Here is a 16,672-nt window from a genome sequence, read left to right on the forward strand (position 1 = left end):
GAAGGGGGCGAACTATAGCACGCTTTTCGGACTTGTCAAAACAATACCCGGAATTGCCCTGACAGGGTTTGCCCGGCATCGGCGCAACATCGCCCCACCTCTATATAGAGGCCATTGTGCGCGGGAAGTTCCCTCCCCTTTCCCCGCACCAACCGGGGCACAAGAAAAAAAAGGGCCGCGAGGCCCTGAAAGGGGCTGCCCCATGCAGCCCGAGAGACACCGGAATGATCAGGCGACGCGACGCGTGGACGCGCCGGGAGTGCGCATGGAGCCGCTGGCTTCATAACGCTGATGCCAGGCCAGGGCCTCCTCCAGCACATGCGGGGTTTGCCCGCCACGGCGGCAAGCGCGCTCGAAGTAATCGAGCAAGGCTTCTCTATAAGAGGGGTGCACGCAATTGGCGATGATGCGGCGGGCGCGTTCGCGCGGAGCCAACCCGCGCAAGTCGGCCAGCCCGCACTCCGTCACCAGGATATCGACATCGTGTTCGGTATGGTCCACGTGGGCCACCATCGGCACCACGCTGGAAATATCGCCTCCCTTGGCCATGGACTTGCTGACAAAGATGGAGAGATGGGCGTTGCGGGCGAAATCCCCCGAGCCTCCGATACCGTTCATCATCTGCGTGCCGCCCACGTGAGTGGAATTGACGTTGCCGTAGATATCGAATTCCAGCGCTGTATTGATGGCGATGATCCCCAGGCGACGCACGAGCTCAGGCGCGTTGCTGATTTCCTGCGGACGCAGCACCAGGCGATCCCGATAATGGGCCATGTTGTCGAGCAGGCGCTCATAGACAGGCTGAGACACCGTAATCGATGAGGCAGACGCGAACGCCAGCTTGCCGCTGTCGAGCAAAGCGATGGCGCTGTCCTGCAACACTTCGGAGTACATCACCAGGTTTTCGAAGTCGGCCTCGCCGAAGCCATGAAGCACGGCATTGGCGATGGTGCCGATGCCGGCCTGCAGGGGCAGCAGCGAGCGTGTCAGGCGGCCGGCCTGAACCTCGCCCTCCAGGAATCGCACGATATGCCCGGCAATCTGATCGGTTTCGGCATCCGGAGGCAAAGCGTTGGAAGGGCTGTCCGGCTCACGGGTATAAACGATGGCAGCAATCTTGGCAGGATCCACCGCAATGGTGGTCGAGCCTATGCGTTGATCTGCCTTGAGCAAGGGAATGGGCTGGCGCAGGCCGCGCACATCCGGCAGGTAGATATCGTGCAGGCCTTCGATGCTGGCCGGCACGCTTTCATTGATTTCGACGATGACCACGCTGGCCTGCTCGACGAAGGAGGCCGAGTTGCCCACCGACATGGTCGGCACCAGCGAGCCATCCTCGGCGATGGCGGCCGCCTCGATGATGGCCACATCGACGGGCTTGAGGTGGCCGCTGCGCAGTTGCTCGACGGTTTCCGACAGGTGCTGATCGATGAAACACACCTCGCCCTGATTGATCTTGCGACGCAGCGTGGTGTCCACCTGAAACGGCAGCCGGCGCGCCAGCACATCGGCCTGCGTCAACAGCTTGTCGGTATCGTGCCCCAGCGAGGCACCTGTGATCAGGGTGATCTTCAGGGGATCCTGGCGGGCTCGCTCGGCGAGCGCGGCCGGCACGGCCTTGCAATCCCCGGCTCGGGTAAAACCGCTCATGCCGACGGTCATGCCGTTCTTGATCAACTGGGCGGCAGTGCGCGCGCTGGTCACTCGCGAGCGCAGGCCCGCATGACGGATTCGTTCGAGGTCCATGGTGTCTCCAGACTTCCGAAGCCGGCGCGGCCGGGTCCACGGCATGGTGCAGATAACGTCTGTCTCCTGATGCCTGGACACCGTCTGCGCGGCGTTTTTGCAGTCGTCGCCAGCGGCTCGTGGCTCGCGGGTAACGGTATGCAGCGGAGTATAGGAAGCCGTGACGAAAACTCGTAATGACTTAAAATCATCGAAATCAGTCGTTTTTTTCATTATTTGAAGATCATGGATATCCGCGCCCTGCGTTACTTCGTGGAAACGGTACGCTGCGCCAGCTTCACGCAGGCGGCCAAGAATCTCTTCGTGACCCAATCGACCGTCAGCAAGATGATTCGCCAGCTCGAGGAGGAGGTCGGCACGCCCCTGCTGATCCGCGACGGGCACACGGCGCGCCCCACCGACACCGGCCGCATTGTCCATGAGCGTGGCGTGCAGATCCTGGGCGCCATGCGCCAGCTGAACGCCGAGCTGCGCGAGGCCACGGCGCTGACCAAGGGCGAGCTGGAAGTGGGCATTCCCCCCATGATCAACGTCTTGTTCATCCCGGTGGTGCAGTGCTTTCGCGAACGCCACCCGCAGATCCGCTTGAGCCTGCGCGAAGGCACCGGCCAGGAAGTCGAGCGGCTGGTCGGCGCCGGTGAACTGGAGATCGGCGCGACCGTGCTGCCAGTGGCCTCGCCCGGCCCCTTGCAGGCACAGCGCTTCGGCAGCCATCCGCTCTGGGTAGTGGGGCCGGCGGACGTGGCCTGGGCCGGCAAGAAGACTCTCTCGCTATCCGCCCTGCGCGATGTCCCTTTGCTGATCCCGACCGAGGACTTCGCACTGACGCGCCGGCTGCGCCAGGCCTGCGAAGGCGCCGGCTTCGAGCCCAACATCGCCGCCCAGAGCGCCCATTGGGACTTTCTGGCGGGCATGGCGGCAGCCGGCCTGGGCACAGCCATCCTGCCCGAGCCGCTGGTGCAGCGCCTGAAAACCCGCGGCCTGGCGCTCGCGCGACTGGCGCGCAGCGGTGTGCAATGGGAGCCCGGGCATATCTGGGTGCGCGACCGCTACCTCTCCTTCGCCGCGCGCGCCTGGCTGGCCGTCTGCGGCGAAGTGCTGCAGGGAGAAGCCGCCGCAGACAAACCCGCGGCCTGAGCCTCCCTACCCGCTTTGCACCCGCCCTTGGTATGCTGGTCTTACCTTTTAAGGCACAGATCATGACACCCCTTACCCAAGGCTGGCGTGTTTTCCTCCCGCTGCTGATGCTGTGGCTGGCCCTGCTGCCCGCGCCGGCCAGCGCGCAACCACCGGCCGACGAGGCCGAAGCGATTCTGAGTGAGGCACGCCGCCAGCTCGATGGCCTGCGCAAGAGCCTGCCCGAGCTGGAAAACGACGACATCCTGGTGAAACGTCGCAGCGAGGCGCTGGAAATCCAGGCCCAGGCCAATGCCGCCGCCACTACCCTCACGCCGGAACTAGCCGGCGTCAGTGCGCGGCTGGCCGAACTAGGCCAGGCGCCGGAAGGCCAGAGCGAGGCGGGCGACGTGGCCCGCCAACGCGCCCAGCTCGAGCGCGACAGCCGCAACCTGGACAGCCAGCTGAAGCTGGCCCGCCTGCTGGCCGTGGAGGCCCAGCAGACCGCCGAGCAGATCTCAGCCATGCGCCGGGAGCAGTTCCAGGCCAGCCTGGGCGAGCGTCGTGGTTCGGTACTGTCGGCCGCGTTCTGGCGAGAGCTGAAAACCGAGGCGCCGCAGGATCAGCAACGCCTGAACGACATGCTGGACAAGGTCGCCGAGCTGATCAACGTCACGCCGGGCCGCGTCTGGGCCATGCTGGTCGCCCTGGTCGCCCTGGTGCTGGCGCTGCGTTACTGGGTCAGCCGCAAGATCCTGCAGCTGACCGCGACACGGGTGCCTCCCGGACGCCTGCGGCGCTCGTTGCTGGCAGTGACCTTGGTCGCGTTGTCGAGTCTCACCCCTCCCCTGATCGCCGCCCTGTTTGCCAGCGGCCTGACCTGGGAGGGCGAAGCAGCGGCGGATACCCGCGCCTTGCTGACCGATTTGATCGAGATCGCCGCCGTTGGCGGCTTTGTCGCCGGCCTGGGCCATGCGCTGCTGTCGCAGCGCCGACCCTCCTGGCGCCTGCTGCCGTTGCCCGATGACTTCGTGGCGGGTCTGCGCTGGCTGCCCCTGACCCTGGGCGTGCTGGTGGTCGCGACCTGGGCAGCCGAACGCCTGCCCGGCCTGATCAATGCCAGCCTGATCGGCACCATTGCCCTGAGCAATCTGGTCGCTGCCCTGATGGCCATCGTGATGATGATCGCGCTGGGCCGCGCCGAACGCCTGCGTCGCCGCGCCAACGAAGCGCCGGCCCGCCCCCTGTGGCTGGTCGCCCTGGAGACTCTGGCCTGGCTCAGCCTGGTCGCCAGCCTGCTGGCGCTGCTGTCGGGCTATTCGGCGCTTGGCAGTTTCCTGGTGCGCCAGACGCTCTGGTCTGTGGTGGTGCTGGCCAGCGCCTATCTCGTGGCGGTGCTGGTCGATGACGGCTTCAGCACCCTGTTGCGCGTGGCGCCAGGCGCCGAAAGCCAGGCGCTGCACGCGCGGCTGCGCAGCCAGACCGCGGTACTGCTGTCGGGGCTGGGGCGCATGATGATCATCCTGATTGCCGTGGTGCTGCTGGCCGAGCCCTTCGGCGAAGCGCCCGTCGACCTGATGCAGCGCCTGAGCCGTCTGTATGAGGGATTGCAGATCGGCGAGATCAATATCCGCCCCGGCGCAGTGGCCCAGGCGCTGCTGGTGCTGGCCGTCGCCCTGCTGGTTGTACGGCTGGTCAAGCACTGGCTGGCGCAGCGTTATCTGCCGACCACCGAACTGGATCCGGGCATGCAGACATCGGCCGCCACCCTGTTCGGGTATGCCGGCGCGGTGCTGGCCGTTTCGCTGGCGTTGTCGGCGCTGGGCATCGGTCTGGAGCGGGTCGCCTGGATCGCCAGTGCGCTGTCAGTGGGGATCGGTTTCGGCTTGCAGGCCGTGGTGCAGAACTTCGTGTCCGGGCTCATCCTGCTGGCCGAGCGCCCTGTGAAGGTGGGAGACTGGGTCTCGCTGGGAGGGATCGAGGGCGACATTCAGCGCATCAATGTCCGCGCCACCGAAATCCAGATGAGCGACCGGTCTACCGTGATCGTGCCGAATTCCGAGTTCATCACCAAGACGGTGCGCAATGTCACCCATGCCAATCCTATGGGCGTGGTGCAGATCAAGCTTCCCATGCCACTGTCGAGCAACGCCGAGCAGGTGCGCCAGATCATGCTGCAGGCTTTTGTCGACCAGGCCGACATCCTGGACACTCCCGAGCCGCAGGTCTATCTGGACGGCATCGAGAACAGCCAGCTGGTCTTCAATGCCCGGGGTTATGTCAGCTCGCCGCGCAACGCCTACGGCGTGCGCAGCGCGCTGCTGTTCACCATCCTGAAGGCCCTATCCGATGCGGACGTCGCCATGGCGGCATCGAACACCCTGGTGCTGCGCAACCTGCCGGAACCGGCCTCGACGCCCGCCGCATCATCTTAAAAAATGGCGCGCCAAAGGGTAAGCGAGGCCGGCAAGAACATGCCCAGGCCGGCGATGATCAACAGCACGAATACCATGCGCTTGACGGTATCGACCGAGTCCGCCGTGGCATAGCGCCGTACCAGCCAGGTCAACCCTACCACCACCGGAAACGCTTCCAGGCTCATCCACAGGGTGTTGGCATGCAGGGTCCCCTGCGCCACGACCATGCTGGTGCGCAGCACGCCATTGGCCGCAAACAGCACCAGAAGCGAATTGCGGATCATCGCCAGCGGCAGGGGTTGCCGGTAGAAGTGATAGACCACGGGCGGCCCGGCGCTGGAAAACAAGCCGCCCAGCAAACCCGACACTACCCCGAAAAAGACAAAGGACAGCCGGGAAGAGAGTTGTTTCAGCGCACGCGCCTGTAGCACCAGCATGAAAGCGCAGGCCAGAATAGTCAGGCCCAGCAGCCATTGCAGCACGACCGCCATGCTTCCCTGGATATAGTCCAGGGCGATCACGCCCAGGCCCACTCCGATCAGGCTGCTGACCAGCGTCGGCCAGAGCAGCTTCCAGTTGACCTGCGGCCGGCTGCGGCCCAGCACCACCAGGGCATTGATGAGCGTCAGGATGCTGACGGTGTTGGCCATGTCCGGCAACGGCGCCAGGGCGAAGATCCCGCTCAGCCCGAGCAGCACCAGGCCGAAGGCAAAGCCCGTCATCGTCTGGGCATAGGTCGCCAGCGCCACGGCCAGCAGGAACAGCAGATGATCCAGCGCGCTCATGCCCGGAACGACCGGACAAAGCACGGCAGACAGGCAGCGAAGCTCGGTGACAGGGGGAGAAAGTCGGCGGGCAGGCGCACAAAGGCACTACTGACCGACGGCGCAATACAAGAGGGCATGGGCGGCGCGGCGGACGAGTCAAGGCAAAGAAAGGCAGTGTACAGAAGACCCTGCCCCCTCGCAGGCGACCTGTTCAGCTCGGCGTCAGGCGCCGGATTTCAGCGCCCTTTGCCGGTCAGCCGGGCGCGTGCGGCCAGGGCGACGGCCACGGTGGTATGCACATCGGCCAGCGCCCGGTGCGTCGGCGTCGACGCCCCCAGGTGGGCGGCCAGCACACCCAGTTTGTGCGAGGCCAGCTCGGGCCAGGCTCGCCTGGCCAGTTGCAGCGTGCAGTGGATATCCGGGTCGAACACCCGCGCATGGCGTTGCGCCGTGGCGCGCAGGAAACGCGAATCGAACGAGGCGTTGTGGAAAAACATCGGGGCGCCCCGGGCAAAATCCAGGAAGGCATCGAGCGTCTCGGCGATGGGCCGGCCGTCGCGCTCGACCTCATCCTGCGAGATGCCGGTCAGGCGAGCGATGAAGGAAGGCACCCGGCCCTCGATGCGTACCACCTGGCTGTACTCGCCCTCGATGCCCCCTTCCGGATGCACCCGGACGGCAGCAAATTCGAGGATTTCGCAGGAAGCCGGCGACAACCCCGTGGTTTCCAGGTCGGCCACCACGAAAGGGACATTGAGCGCGGCCAGCGCGCGTGCGGTGGTGTCGGCGGCAGGCGTCACGCGGCGCCGGGAAGGGAAGTAAGCCAAGCCAGGCTCCGTAGAAAGACTGAACGAATCCACAAGGCGGCATTGTAGGAGGTCGCCGCAAGCATGTAGCCACACCCCTCAAGTCTTATATAAGATATAAGACATTTGCTACGCACTGGTGGTTGGTTCTACAATGCGGCCACCTCCTACCAACCGACACTACGCAGGCTACTCATGCTGGAATCCTACCGCCAACAGGTGGCTGAGCGCGCCGCACTGGGGATCCCCCCGCTGCCGCTCTCTGCCCAACAAACCGCCGACCTGATCGAACTGCTGAAGAACCCGCCCGCCGGCGAAGAGCAGTTCCTGCTGGATCTGCTGACGCACCGTGTGCCGGCCGGCGTGGACGACGCCGCCAAGGTCAAGGCCTCCTACCTGGCCGCCGTGGCCCTGGGCAAAGAGTCGTGTGCCTTGATCAGCCGCGCCAAGGCGACCGAGTTGCTGGGCACCATGCTCGGCGGCTACAACATCAGCCCGCTGATCGAACTGCTTGATGACGCCGAGATTGGCACGGTCGCCGCCGACGCCCTCAAGAAGACCCTGCTGATGTTCGACGCCTTCCATGACGTCAAGGACAAGGCCGACAAGGGCAACGCCAATGCCAAGTCCGTGCTGCAAAGCTGGGCCGACGCCGAATGGTTCACCAGCCGCCCTGAAGTGCCCGAAAGCATGACCGTGACGGTCTTCAAGGTGCCTGGCGAAACCAACACCGATGACCTGTCGCCGGCGCCGGATGCCACCACGCGTCCGGACATCCCGATGCACGCCCTGGCGATGCTCAAGAACAAGCGCGAAGGCGCGGCGTTCGAACCCGAAGAAGACGGCAAGCGCGGCCCGGTGAAATTCATCGAGTCGCTCAAGGAAAAAGGCCATCTGGTCGCCTACGTGGGCGACGTGGTCGGCACCGGCTCCTCGCGCAAGTCGGCCACCAACTCGGTGCTGTGGTTCACCGGCGAAGACATTCCCTTCGTCCCGAACAAGCGCTTTGGCGGCGTCTGCCTGGGCGGCAAGATTGCGCCGATCTTCTACAACACCATGGAAGATGCGGGCGCCCTGCCGATCGAGCTGGACGTCTCCAAGATGGAAATGGGCGACGTGGTCGAACTGCGTCCCTACGAGGGCAAGGCCCTCAAGAACGGCGAAGTGATCGCCGAGTTCGAAGTCAAGTCGGAAGTGCTGTTTGACGAAGTGCGTGCCGGCGGCCGCATTCCGCTGATCATCGGCCGCGGCCTGACCGCCAAGGCGCGTGAAGCGCTGGGCCTGCCGCCCTCGACGCTGTTCCGCCTGCCGAAGAACCCGGCCGACAGCGGCCGTGGCTTCAGCCTGGCCCAGAAGATGGTCGGCCGCGCCTGCGGCCTGCCGGAAGGCCAGGGCATCCGTCCGGGCACCTACTGCGAACCGAAGATGACCTCGGTCGGCAGCCAGGACACCACCGGCCCGATGACCCGCGACGAACTCAAGGACCTGGCCTGCCTGGGCTTCTCGGCCGACCTGGTGATGCAGTCGTTCTGCCACACCGCCGCCTATCCGAAGCCCGTGGACGTCAAGACGCACCACACGCTGCCGCAATTCATCAGCACCCGTGGCGGCATCTCGCTGCGCCCGGGTGACGGCGTGATCCACTCCTGGCTCAACCGCATGCTGCTGCCCGATACCGTCGGCACCGGCGGCGACTCGCACACCCGCTTCCCGATCGGCATTTCCTTCCCGGCGGGCTCGGGCCTGGTGGCGTTTGCCGCAGCCACCGGCGTGATGCCGCTGGACATGCCGGAATCGGTGCTGGTGCGTTTCAAGGGCAAGATGCAGCCCGGCGTGACGCTGCGCGATCTGGTCAACGCCATTCCGCTGTACGCGATCAAGCAGGGTATGCTGACCGTCGCCAAGCAGGGCAAGAAGAACATTTTCTCGGGCCGCATCCTGGAAATCGAAGGTCTGCCGGACCTGAAGGTCGAACAGGCTTTCGAACTGTCGGACGCCTCGGCTGAACGTTCGGCGGCCGGTTGCACGGTGCACCTGAACAAAGAGCCGATCATCGAGTACATCAACAGCAACATCGTGATGCTCAAGTGGATGATCGCCAACGGCTACGAAGACGAGCGTTCGATCGCCCGCCGCATCAAGGCCATGGAAGCCTGGCTGGCCGACCCCCAGCTGCTGGAGCCGGATGCCGACGCCGAGTACGCCGCCGTCATCGAAATCGACCTGGCCGACATCCATGAACCCATCGTGGCCTGCCCGAACGACCCGGATGACGTCAAGACGCTGTCGGATGTCGCTGGCGCGAAGATCGACGAAGTGTTCATCGGCAGCTGCATGACCAACATCGGCCACTTCCGCGCAGCCTCCAAGCTGCTCGAAGGCAAGCGTGATATCCCGGTCAAGCTGTGGGTCGCGCCGCCGACCAAGATGGATGCCCAGCAACTGACCGAAGAAGGCCACTACGGCGTCTTCGGCACTGCCGGCGCCCGCACCGAAATGCCGGGCTGCTCGCTGTGCATGGGCAACCAGGCCCAGGTCCGCGAAGGCGCGACCGTCATGTCGACCAGCACCCGCAACTTCCCGAACCGTCTGGGCAAAAACACCAACGTGTATCTGGGTTCGGCCGAGCTGGCCGCCATCTGCTCGCGCCTGGGTCGCATCCCGACCAAGGATGAGTACATGGCCGACATGGGTGTCATCAACAAGAGCGGCGATCAGATCTACAAGTACCTGAACTTCGATCAGATCGCAGACTACAAGGACGTCGCCGACTCCGTGCCGGTGTAAACCCTTTGTCGAACCGGCGTGTTTACGCCGGTCCGCCCTTCCCCGCCCGCCGGTGCTCCCCGGCCGGCGGGGTTTTTCGTTTCAGGCACTGAGCAAGGCCTGCCGCCCGCCTGACCCGCCCGGCAGCGGCGGCGCGGCCCGCCTCAGAATGCCATGCTGGCCGTCAGGGTGAAGGTGCGCGGGGCGCCCTGCACCAGATAACCGCTGCCGGGGTAACCGCCCACCGACGCCCAATAGCGGCGATTGGCCAGATTCTCGACCCGTGCACGCCACACCACCTCGTGACCGGCGATCTCGCTGTCGTAGCGCACGCCTGCGTCCAGACGGGTCCAGCCCGGCACTTTCAGGGTATTGGCGGCATCGGCATACGAGGCGGCGGTGTAGACCAGACGGCCATCGACGGTCAGGCCATCGACGCCCGGCACATCCCACTCCACGCCCAGGTTGGCCTGGTAGCGCGGCACGCCGATCACGCGCTTGCCATCCGTGGCGGCCTGCCCGGTCGCGCGCTGGCGGGCGTCCAGCCAGGTCATGCCGCCCAACACTCGCAGCCCTGGCTTGACCTGCCCGTACCAGCTCAACTCCACGCCCCGATGACGATCCTTTCCCGCCTCGGAGAAGACCTGCTGCGCGTTGACGAAGGCGCGCGGCTTGTCGGTCGTGAAGAAGGCCAGCCCCGCCCCCAGACCGTCGCGCTCAAGCTTGACGCCTACCTCCTTCTGCTTGGACACGTAAGGTCGCAACATCGCCCCGGCATTGACCACCGGCAGGCCGTTGGCATTGGCAGGAGCGGTGCCGCCGGCAGTCAGGGCCTCTATGTAGTTGCCATACAGCGAAAGCGTCGGTGTGACACGCCACACCAGACCTGCGGCGGGGGAGTTGCGGCTTTCATCGTAGGCCTTGCCCGCGATGCCGGTGTTGTAGGCAAAGTCGCGGCTGTAAAGCCGCTGGTGCCGCAGGCCCAGCGTCAGCAACACCTGATCATCGAGCAGGGACAGCGTGTCGCCCAGCGCCACGCTGCTCATGCGTATCCGGCCGTTGAGGGCGGGATCGCCCAGATCATTGCCAAACAGGGTATCGGCGTTGAACGCCGGCTGGGGGACGCGCACCGGATCATAGATACTGGTGGCGACAGGGTGCTTCCAGTCCATGGCGTAGGCGTTCTTCTTTTCCAGCTGGAAGTAAGTCGCGGCCACAACCATCTGGTGCCGCACCGGGCCGGTGTCAAAGTCGGCCCGCAACCCCATTTCGGCCGTGTCGACCTTGTCCTTACGCACATTGTCGAAACGGTAGAACTGGCCGTTGCCCGCCGCATCGACATTATTGATGTTGGCCAGCGAGTTCTTTTCTGTGCTGTTCCGGTGGCCATAGGCCATATAGCCGGTCAGGGCATCGTTGAAGTCATATTCGCCGCGCAGCGTTCCGAACACGTCGCGCTCGTTGGAATAGCTCCAGTCCTGGGCGTAGTTGAGGCTGGCCTTGGGGGCCTTGGGAATCGAGCCAGCGTTGCCGGCTAGCGTCACATTGGGCCGGCCGCGCTTGATGCGGTTGTTCTGGTAGCCGATGTCGGCCGACAGACGGGCGCGATCATTGCGCCAATCCAGGCCGATCAGCATGGCCGTGGTACGGCCGAACTCGCCATCGACGCCGCTCTCGCCGCCACGCTGTCCCAGATTGATGCGAATACCCGTGTTCTCGTCCGGACCGAAACGGCGCGCGATATCTGCCGAGAACTGTGCTGCGCCCCCTGAGGATATACCTGTGGTGAATTGCGTAAGCGGCTCGTTGGGCGCGCGCTTGGGCACCAGGTTGATGGCGCCGCCAACGCCGCCGCCGGTGGGCGGCGTGCCGGTCAGAAAATTGGAGGCGCCGCGCAGCACTTCGACACGCTCGAAAAATTCCGAGGCGATGTACTGCCGCGGCATCAGGCCATACAGACCGTTGTAGGCCACATCTTCGGAGCCCAGGATAAAGCCGCGAATGAAATATGACTCCTGAAAATTCCCGAAACCCCGCGCCACCCGTACAGCCGGGTCGTTCTGAAGGACATCGGCAACGCTGCGTGCCTGCCTATCCTGAATCAGCCCGCTGGTATAGCTGGTGGTATAGAACGGCGTGGCCAGATTCTCGCGCGTACCCAGGATCCCGGCGCGCGCCCCGCTGGCGACCTGCCCGCCGTCAAAGGCTGGAGCGAGCCCTTCGGCAGAGGCGTCAGCGCTGGCCTCCACGCGTATGGCGCCGAGTGTGACGGCGTTGTTATCGGAAGCAGGCGCCGCCTGCGCCTGCACCATACCCAAGGGCAGCACGGCCATCAGGCAGGCGCTGCGGGAAAGTATCTTCATCATTCGTCCGTGTGAAAGTCTGTTTGCCGACGGATCAAGCCGTCGCTCAAGCGATGGGCGCGCGCTCCAGCGCTGACCGGTGCGATGCCGGTCAGCGGAAAGCATAACAAATATCAATAACGCTTCTTATTGGCATTCTTATTAATAGCTGAATGCACGATCCCAACCGGCACGAAGCGTGCTTGCGGCGCATTAGCACTTAGAATCCCGATGACGACCACGGAAACAAGACTTTCAGAATGCAGAGACTGCTCGGACGCCTGGCCCTGCCCTTGCTCCTGGCGGCCCTGACGGGCTGCGCCAGCACCCGCCCGCCCGCCAACCCCGAGAACATCTGCGCCATCTTCCGGGAAAAACCGGACTGGCATGACGCCGCTCTGAAGACACGCGACAAATGGGGCGTTCCGGTTCAGGTGCCGCTGGCGATGATGTATCAGGAATCAAGTTTCAAGCACGACGCCCTGCCCCCGCGCTATTACTTTCTGGGCTTCATCCCGTGGGGCCGTGTCAGTTCCGCCTACGGCTACGCACAGGCCAAGGACGAAACCTGGGCCGACTACAAGCGTGAGGCCGGCGGCTGGTTTTCGAGCCGCGACAACTTTGCCGACGCCATGGATTTCATGGGCTGGTACATGGACAAGAGCCAGCGAAGCAACGGCGTATCGAAATGGGACGCCTACGCCCAGTACCTGAATTATCACGAAGGCTGGACCGGCTATCGCCGGGGCAGCCATCAGCGCAAGGCCTGGCTGCTGCGTGTGGCTCGCCAGGTACAGGCCCGCGCCGAACGTTTCGGCGCCCAATACCGCCAGTGCGAAAGCGACCTTGGCCGCGGCGGCTGGCTGTTCTGATCGCCCGTAGCTTGCGAGGCCGCAAGGCCGGCGTCATCCAGTTTGGCGATAATGGGAAAACGACGGACCGGCAAGGTGATGGAATTTTGACCGCTGCCGCATGTCATATATAAGATTCAGGACATTGCGTTAATCTGTGGTGGTCACCATGCCGCCGGCAACAACGCAGCACCGCTACAAAATGGCAGTTTTACGCGGTCACACAACCCGGAGCCCATCATGCCGCACAACACATTCAAAACCCTCAAGACGTTCAAGATCGGGAACAAGACCTGTCAGTACTATTCTTTGCCCGCGCTGGGCAAGTCGTTGGGCATCGACGTCTCGCGACTGCCGGTGTCGATCCGGGTGGTTCTGGAGTCCGTGCTGCGCAACTGCGACGGCCAGAAAGTGACCGAGGAACACATCCGCCAACTCGCGGGCTGGCAGCCGAACGCCAAGCGCGAAGAGGAGATCCCCTTCGTCGTCGCGCGCGTGGTGCTGCAGGACTTCACCGGGGTGCCGCTGCTGGCCGATATTGCGGCCATGCGTTCGGTGGCCGCCAAGATGGGCAAGGCGCCGACCCGCATCGAGCCGCTGGTGCCCGTGGATCTGGTCGTCGACCACTCGGTCATGATCGACTACTTCGGCACCAAGCGCGCGCTCGACCTGAACATGAAACTGGAGTTCCAGCGCAACCGCGAGCGTTACCAGTTCATGAAGTGGGGCATGCAGGCGTTCGACACCTTTGGCGTGGTGCCGCCGGGATTCGGTATCGTGCACCAGGTCAACCTGGAGTACCTGGCTCGCGGCGTGCACTTTGACCGCAAGAACAAGGTCTATTACCCCGATTCGCTGGTTGGCACCGACAGCCACACCACCATGATCAACGGCATCGGCGTGGTCGGCTGGGGCGTGGGCGGCATCGAAGCCGAAGCCGGCATGCTGGGCCAGCCGGTGTACTTCCTGACCCCCGACGTGGTCGGCGTGGAGCTCAAGGGCCAGCTGCGTGGCGGCGTGACCGCCACCGACCTGGTGCTGACCATCACCGAAATGCTGCGCCGTGAAAAAGTGGTCGGCAAGTTCGTGGAGTTCTGCGGCGAAGGCACCGCCAGCCTGTCGGTCACCGACCGGGCCACCATCGGCAACATGGCGCCGGAATACGGCGCGACCATGGGCTTTTTCCCGGTCGATGAGCGCACCATCGACTATTTCAAGGGCACCGGCCGCACGCCGAGCGAAATCGCCGCGTTCGAAGCCTATTTCAAGGCCCAGAAAATGTTCGGCGTGCCCAAGGCAAGCCAGATCAACTACAGCAAGCTGCTGACGCTGGATCTGTCGACCGTGGCGCCTTCGCTTGCCGGCCCCAAGCGACCGCAAGACCGCATCGAGATCGGCAACGTGAAGAACACCTTCATCGACCTGTTCTCCAAGCCGGTGGCCGAAAACGGTTTCAACCAGCCGGCCGAGAAGCTCGACCAGCAGTACACCACCAGCGCAGGCACCAAGCTGAAGAATGGCGACATCCTGATCGCCGCCATCACGTCGTGCACCAACACCTCCAACCCCAGCGTGCTGCTGGCTGCCGGCCTGCTGGCCAAGAAGGCCGTGGAGGCCGGGCTCAAGGTGCCCAAGCATATCAAGACGTCGCTGGCCCCCGGATCGCGCGTGGTCACCGAGTATCTGACCAAGACCGGCCTGATGCCCTACCTGGACAAACTCGGGTTCGACGTGGCGGCCTACGGTTGCACCACCTGCATCGGCAACGCCGGCGACCTCACCCCGGATCTGAACGAAGCCATCATCGGCAACGACCTGATCTGCGCGGCCGTGCTGTCGGGCAACCGTAACTTCGAAGCCCGCATTCACCCCAACATCAAGGCCAACTTCCTGGCCTCGCCGCCGCTGGTCGTGGCCTATGCCCTGGCTGGCACGATGACGCGCGACCTGATGACCGAGCCGGTCGGCAAGGGCAAGCACGGCGACGTGTGGCTGGGCGACATCTGGCCGTCGACCGAAGAAGTCGACGCGCTGCTCAAGTACGCCATGAATCCCAAGGCCTTCAAGGCCAACTACAGCCAGGTCAAGACCAACCCGGGCAAACTGTGGGAGAACATCAAGGGCGTGACCGGCGAAACCTACAACTGGCCGGATTCGACCTATATTGCCGAGCCCCCCTTCTTCGAAGGTTTCGAAATGCAGCCCGGCGCCATGCCGGTGATCAAGGGTGCACGCGCACTGGGCGTGTTCGGCGACTCGGTCACCACCGATCACATCTCGCCGGCCGGCGCCATCAAGGAAACCTCGCCGGCAGGCAAGTGGCTGATGGCCCACGGCGTGCAGAAGGCCGACTTCAACAGCTATGGCTCGCGCCGTGGCAACCACGAAATCATGATGCGTGGCACCTTCGCCAACGTGCGCATCAAGAACCTCATGATCCCGGCCCTGCCCGATGGCAGCCGCTTCGAGGGCGGAGACACGCTGTACCAGCCCAGCGGCGAGCAGATGTCGATCTACGACGCGGCCATGAAGTATGTGGCGGCCGGCACGCCGACGGTGGTCTTCGGCGGCGAAGAATACGGCACCGGCTCCTCGCGCGACTGGGCTGCCAAGGGTACCCAGCTGCTGGGCGTGAAGGCCGTCATCACGCGCAGCTTCGAGCGTATCCACCGCAGCAACCTGGTGGGCATGGGCGTGCTGCCGCTGCAGTTCAAGGGCGACGACAGCGTGCAGTCGCTGGGTATCCGCGGCGACGAGACCTTCGATATCTCGGGTCTGGAAAACGGCATCAAGCCGATGCAGGACGTCACCCTGACCATCCATCGCGCAGATGGCAGCAAGCAGGATGTCTCGCTGCTGCTGCGTATCGACACCCCGATCGAGGTGGATTACTACCAGCACGGCGGGATCCTGCCCTACGTGCTGCGTCAGTTGCTGGAAGACTGACCTTCGAAAGGCGCAGCCCCGGCGGGGCTGCGCCTGCGGCACCGGCCCAGACGCGACAGCCCCCACCCGGGGGCTGTCGCGTTTGCGGCGTCCTTATCGGTCGCCGAACTGGTAGGCGTCCATCGCCAGGGCGCCATAGCTGATTTCGTCGGTAAGGCGATGGGCAGGCAGGCCGCCTGCGCCCAGCGCGACGTAGAACGGCATGAGGTGGTCGTCGTGCGGATGCGCCAGGCGCGCGCCGGGTGCCTGGCGTTCCCAATCCAGCAGCGCCGCCACGTCGCCGGCCTGCAGCTGCTGCGCAAACCAGGCCTGGAAGCCCGGCACATAGGAACAGGGCGGCGCATCCTGTGGCATGCGCACGTCGCGCAGGTTATGCGTCAACGAACCCGAGCCGATGATCAGCACATCTTCGTCGCGCAAGGGCGCCAGAGACTGGCCCAAGGCGTACTGCCCTTCGGCAGCCAGTCCGGCATCCAGCGAGAGCTGGACCACCGGCACATCCGCTTGCGGATACAGGTAGCGCAAAGGCACCCAGGCGCCGTGATCCAGCGGCTGAGCCGCGTCTTCCTGCACCGTGTAGCCGGCCTGCCCCAGCAGACCGCGCACCCGCCCGGCCAGCGCCGGATCCCCCGGGGCGTCATAGCGCAACTGATACAGCTCGGCGGGGAAGCCGCCAAAGTCGTGCCAGGCCTGCTGCTGGCTGCGGGTCGTGACCGCCAGTCCGTGGCCGCGCCAATGCGGCGAAACCACCAGAATGGCTTTGGGCCGCGCCGCCAGCGCTGCACTCCATTGCGCCAGCGCCACGCCGGCGCGGCCAGGTTCAACCGCCATCATGGGCGATCCATGCGAAACGAAAAGAACGGGCCAGGTCATGGCAAGCGCCTCCAATCAGTAATGCAGGCATTGTGCCTGCCC

At 64.6% G+C, this 16,672-nt stretch carries 10 protein-coding genes; 5 read left to right on the forward strand and 5 right to left on the reverse strand.

Translation table 11 applies throughout. From position 1 onward, the window contains the following. Positions 1-228: 228 nt before the first annotated feature. On the reverse strand, positions 229-1,746 hold the full coding sequence (locus A7V84_RS12310; protein WP_025513384.1) for an acetyl-CoA hydrolase/transferase family protein: 1,518 nt from the start codon (positions 1,744-1,746) through the stop codon (positions 229-231). 225 nt (positions 1,747-1,971) lie between these two features. Here A7V84_RS12310 and A7V84_RS12315 point away from each other — a divergent pair, with 225 nt between their 5' ends. Together A7V84_RS12315 and A7V84_RS12320 are read left to right on the forward strand one after the other, a co-directional pair. Beyond that, a complete protein-coding gene (locus A7V84_RS12315) occupies positions 1,972-2,883 on the forward strand; it encodes a LysR family transcriptional regulator (RefSeq protein WP_025513386.1) in 912 nt (303 codons plus the stop codon). A gap of 62 nt (positions 2,884-2,945) precedes the next feature. Continuing rightward, positions 2,946-5,297, forward strand: a complete 2,352-nt coding sequence (locus A7V84_RS12320; protein ID WP_063491342.1) for a DUF3772 domain-containing protein — start codon at positions 2,946-2,948, stop codon at positions 5,295-5,297. Here A7V84_RS12320 and A7V84_RS12325 read toward each other — a convergent pair. Beyond that, entirely contained in the window at positions 5,294-6,064 is a 771-nt protein-coding gene (locus A7V84_RS12325) for a sulfite exporter TauE/SafE family protein (protein WP_063491343.1), read from the reverse strand. The two genes, A7V84_RS12320 and A7V84_RS12325, sit on opposite strands and share 4 nt — an antisense overlap. Positions 6,065-6,282: 218 nt before the next feature. After that, a complete protein-coding gene (locus tag A7V84_RS12330) occupies positions 6,283-6,873 on the reverse strand; it encodes a 3'-5' exonuclease (RefSeq protein WP_231940105.1) in 591 nt (196 codons plus the stop codon). A 174-nt stretch (positions 6,874-7,047) separates the two neighbouring features. Between A7V84_RS12330 and acnB the strand changes: the two genes are divergently transcribed. Then, positions 7,048-9,639, forward strand: a complete 2,592-nt coding sequence (acnB, locus tag A7V84_RS12335; RefSeq protein WP_025513396.1) for a bifunctional aconitate hydratase 2/2-methylisocitrate dehydratase — start codon at positions 7,048-7,050, stop codon at positions 9,637-9,639. Between the two features lie 143 nt (positions 9,640-9,782). On the opposite strand, the gene A7V84_RS12340 is transcribed toward acnB, so the two are convergent. After that, a complete protein-coding gene (locus A7V84_RS12340) occupies positions 9,783-11,981 on the reverse strand; it encodes a TonB-dependent receptor (protein WP_025513398.1) in 2,199 nt (732 codons plus the stop codon). Positions 11,982-12,220: 239 nt separating this feature from the next. Here A7V84_RS12340 and A7V84_RS12345 point away from each other — a divergent pair, with 239 nt between their 5' ends. Together A7V84_RS12345 and acnA are read left to right on the forward strand one after the other, a co-directional pair. Then, entirely contained in the window at positions 12,221-12,832 is a 612-nt protein-coding gene (locus A7V84_RS12345) for a transglycosylase SLT domain-containing protein (RefSeq protein ID WP_038854572.1), read from the forward strand. A gap of 219 nt (positions 12,833-13,051) precedes the next feature. Then, positions 13,052-15,757: an aconitate hydratase AcnA gene (acnA, locus tag A7V84_RS12350; protein WP_025513402.1), complete on the forward strand. Its 2,706-nt coding sequence runs from the start codon at positions 13,052-13,054 to the stop codon at positions 15,755-15,757. A 93-nt stretch (positions 15,758-15,850) separates the two neighbouring features. Here acnA and A7V84_RS12355 read toward each other — a convergent pair whose 3' ends face one another. After that, a complete protein-coding gene (locus A7V84_RS12355) occupies positions 15,851-16,630 on the reverse strand; it encodes a DODA-type extradiol aromatic ring-opening family dioxygenase (protein WP_025513404.1) in 780 nt (259 codons plus the stop codon). Positions 16,631-16,672: the final 42 nt, after the last annotated feature.

It is taken from the genome of Bordetella trematum, from assembly GCF_900078335.1.
Lineage (GTDB): Bacteria > Pseudomonadota > Gammaproteobacteria > Burkholderiales > Burkholderiaceae_B > Bordetella > Bordetella trematum.

Excerpts from the sequence above, each read along its gene's own strand:
- A7V84_RS12310 (WP_025513384.1), bottom strand. The coding sequence starts at position 1,746 with ATGGACCTCGAACGAATCCGTCATGCGGGCCTGCGCTCGCGAGTGACC.
- A7V84_RS12315 (WP_025513386.1), top strand. The coding sequence starts at position 1,972 with ATGGATATCCGCGCCCTGCGTTACTTCGTGGAAACGGTACGCTGCGCC.
- A7V84_RS12320 (WP_063491342.1), top strand. The coding sequence starts at position 2,946 with ATGACACCCCTTACCCAAGGCTGGCGTGTTTTCCTCCCGCTGCTGATG.
- A7V84_RS12325 (WP_063491343.1), bottom strand. The coding sequence starts at position 6,064 with ATGAGCGCGCTGGATCATCTGCTGTTCCTGCTGGCCGTGGCGCTGGCG.
- acnB (WP_025513396.1), top strand. The coding sequence starts at position 7,048 with ATGCTGGAATCCTACCGCCAACAGGTGGCTGAGCGCGCCGCACTGGGG.
- A7V84_RS12340 (WP_025513398.1), bottom strand. The coding sequence starts at position 11,981 with ATGAAGATACTTTCCCGCAGCGCCTGCCTGATGGCCGTGCTGCCCTTG.
- A7V84_RS12345 (WP_038854572.1), top strand. The coding sequence starts at position 12,221 with ATGCAGAGACTGCTCGGACGCCTGGCCCTGCCCTTGCTCCTGGCGGCC.
- acnA (WP_025513402.1), top strand. The coding sequence starts at position 13,052 with ATGCCGCACAACACATTCAAAACCCTCAAGACGTTCAAGATCGGGAAC.
- A7V84_RS12355 (WP_025513404.1), bottom strand. The coding sequence starts at position 16,630 with ATGACCTGGCCCGTTCTTTTCGTTTCGCATGGATCGCCCATGATGGCG.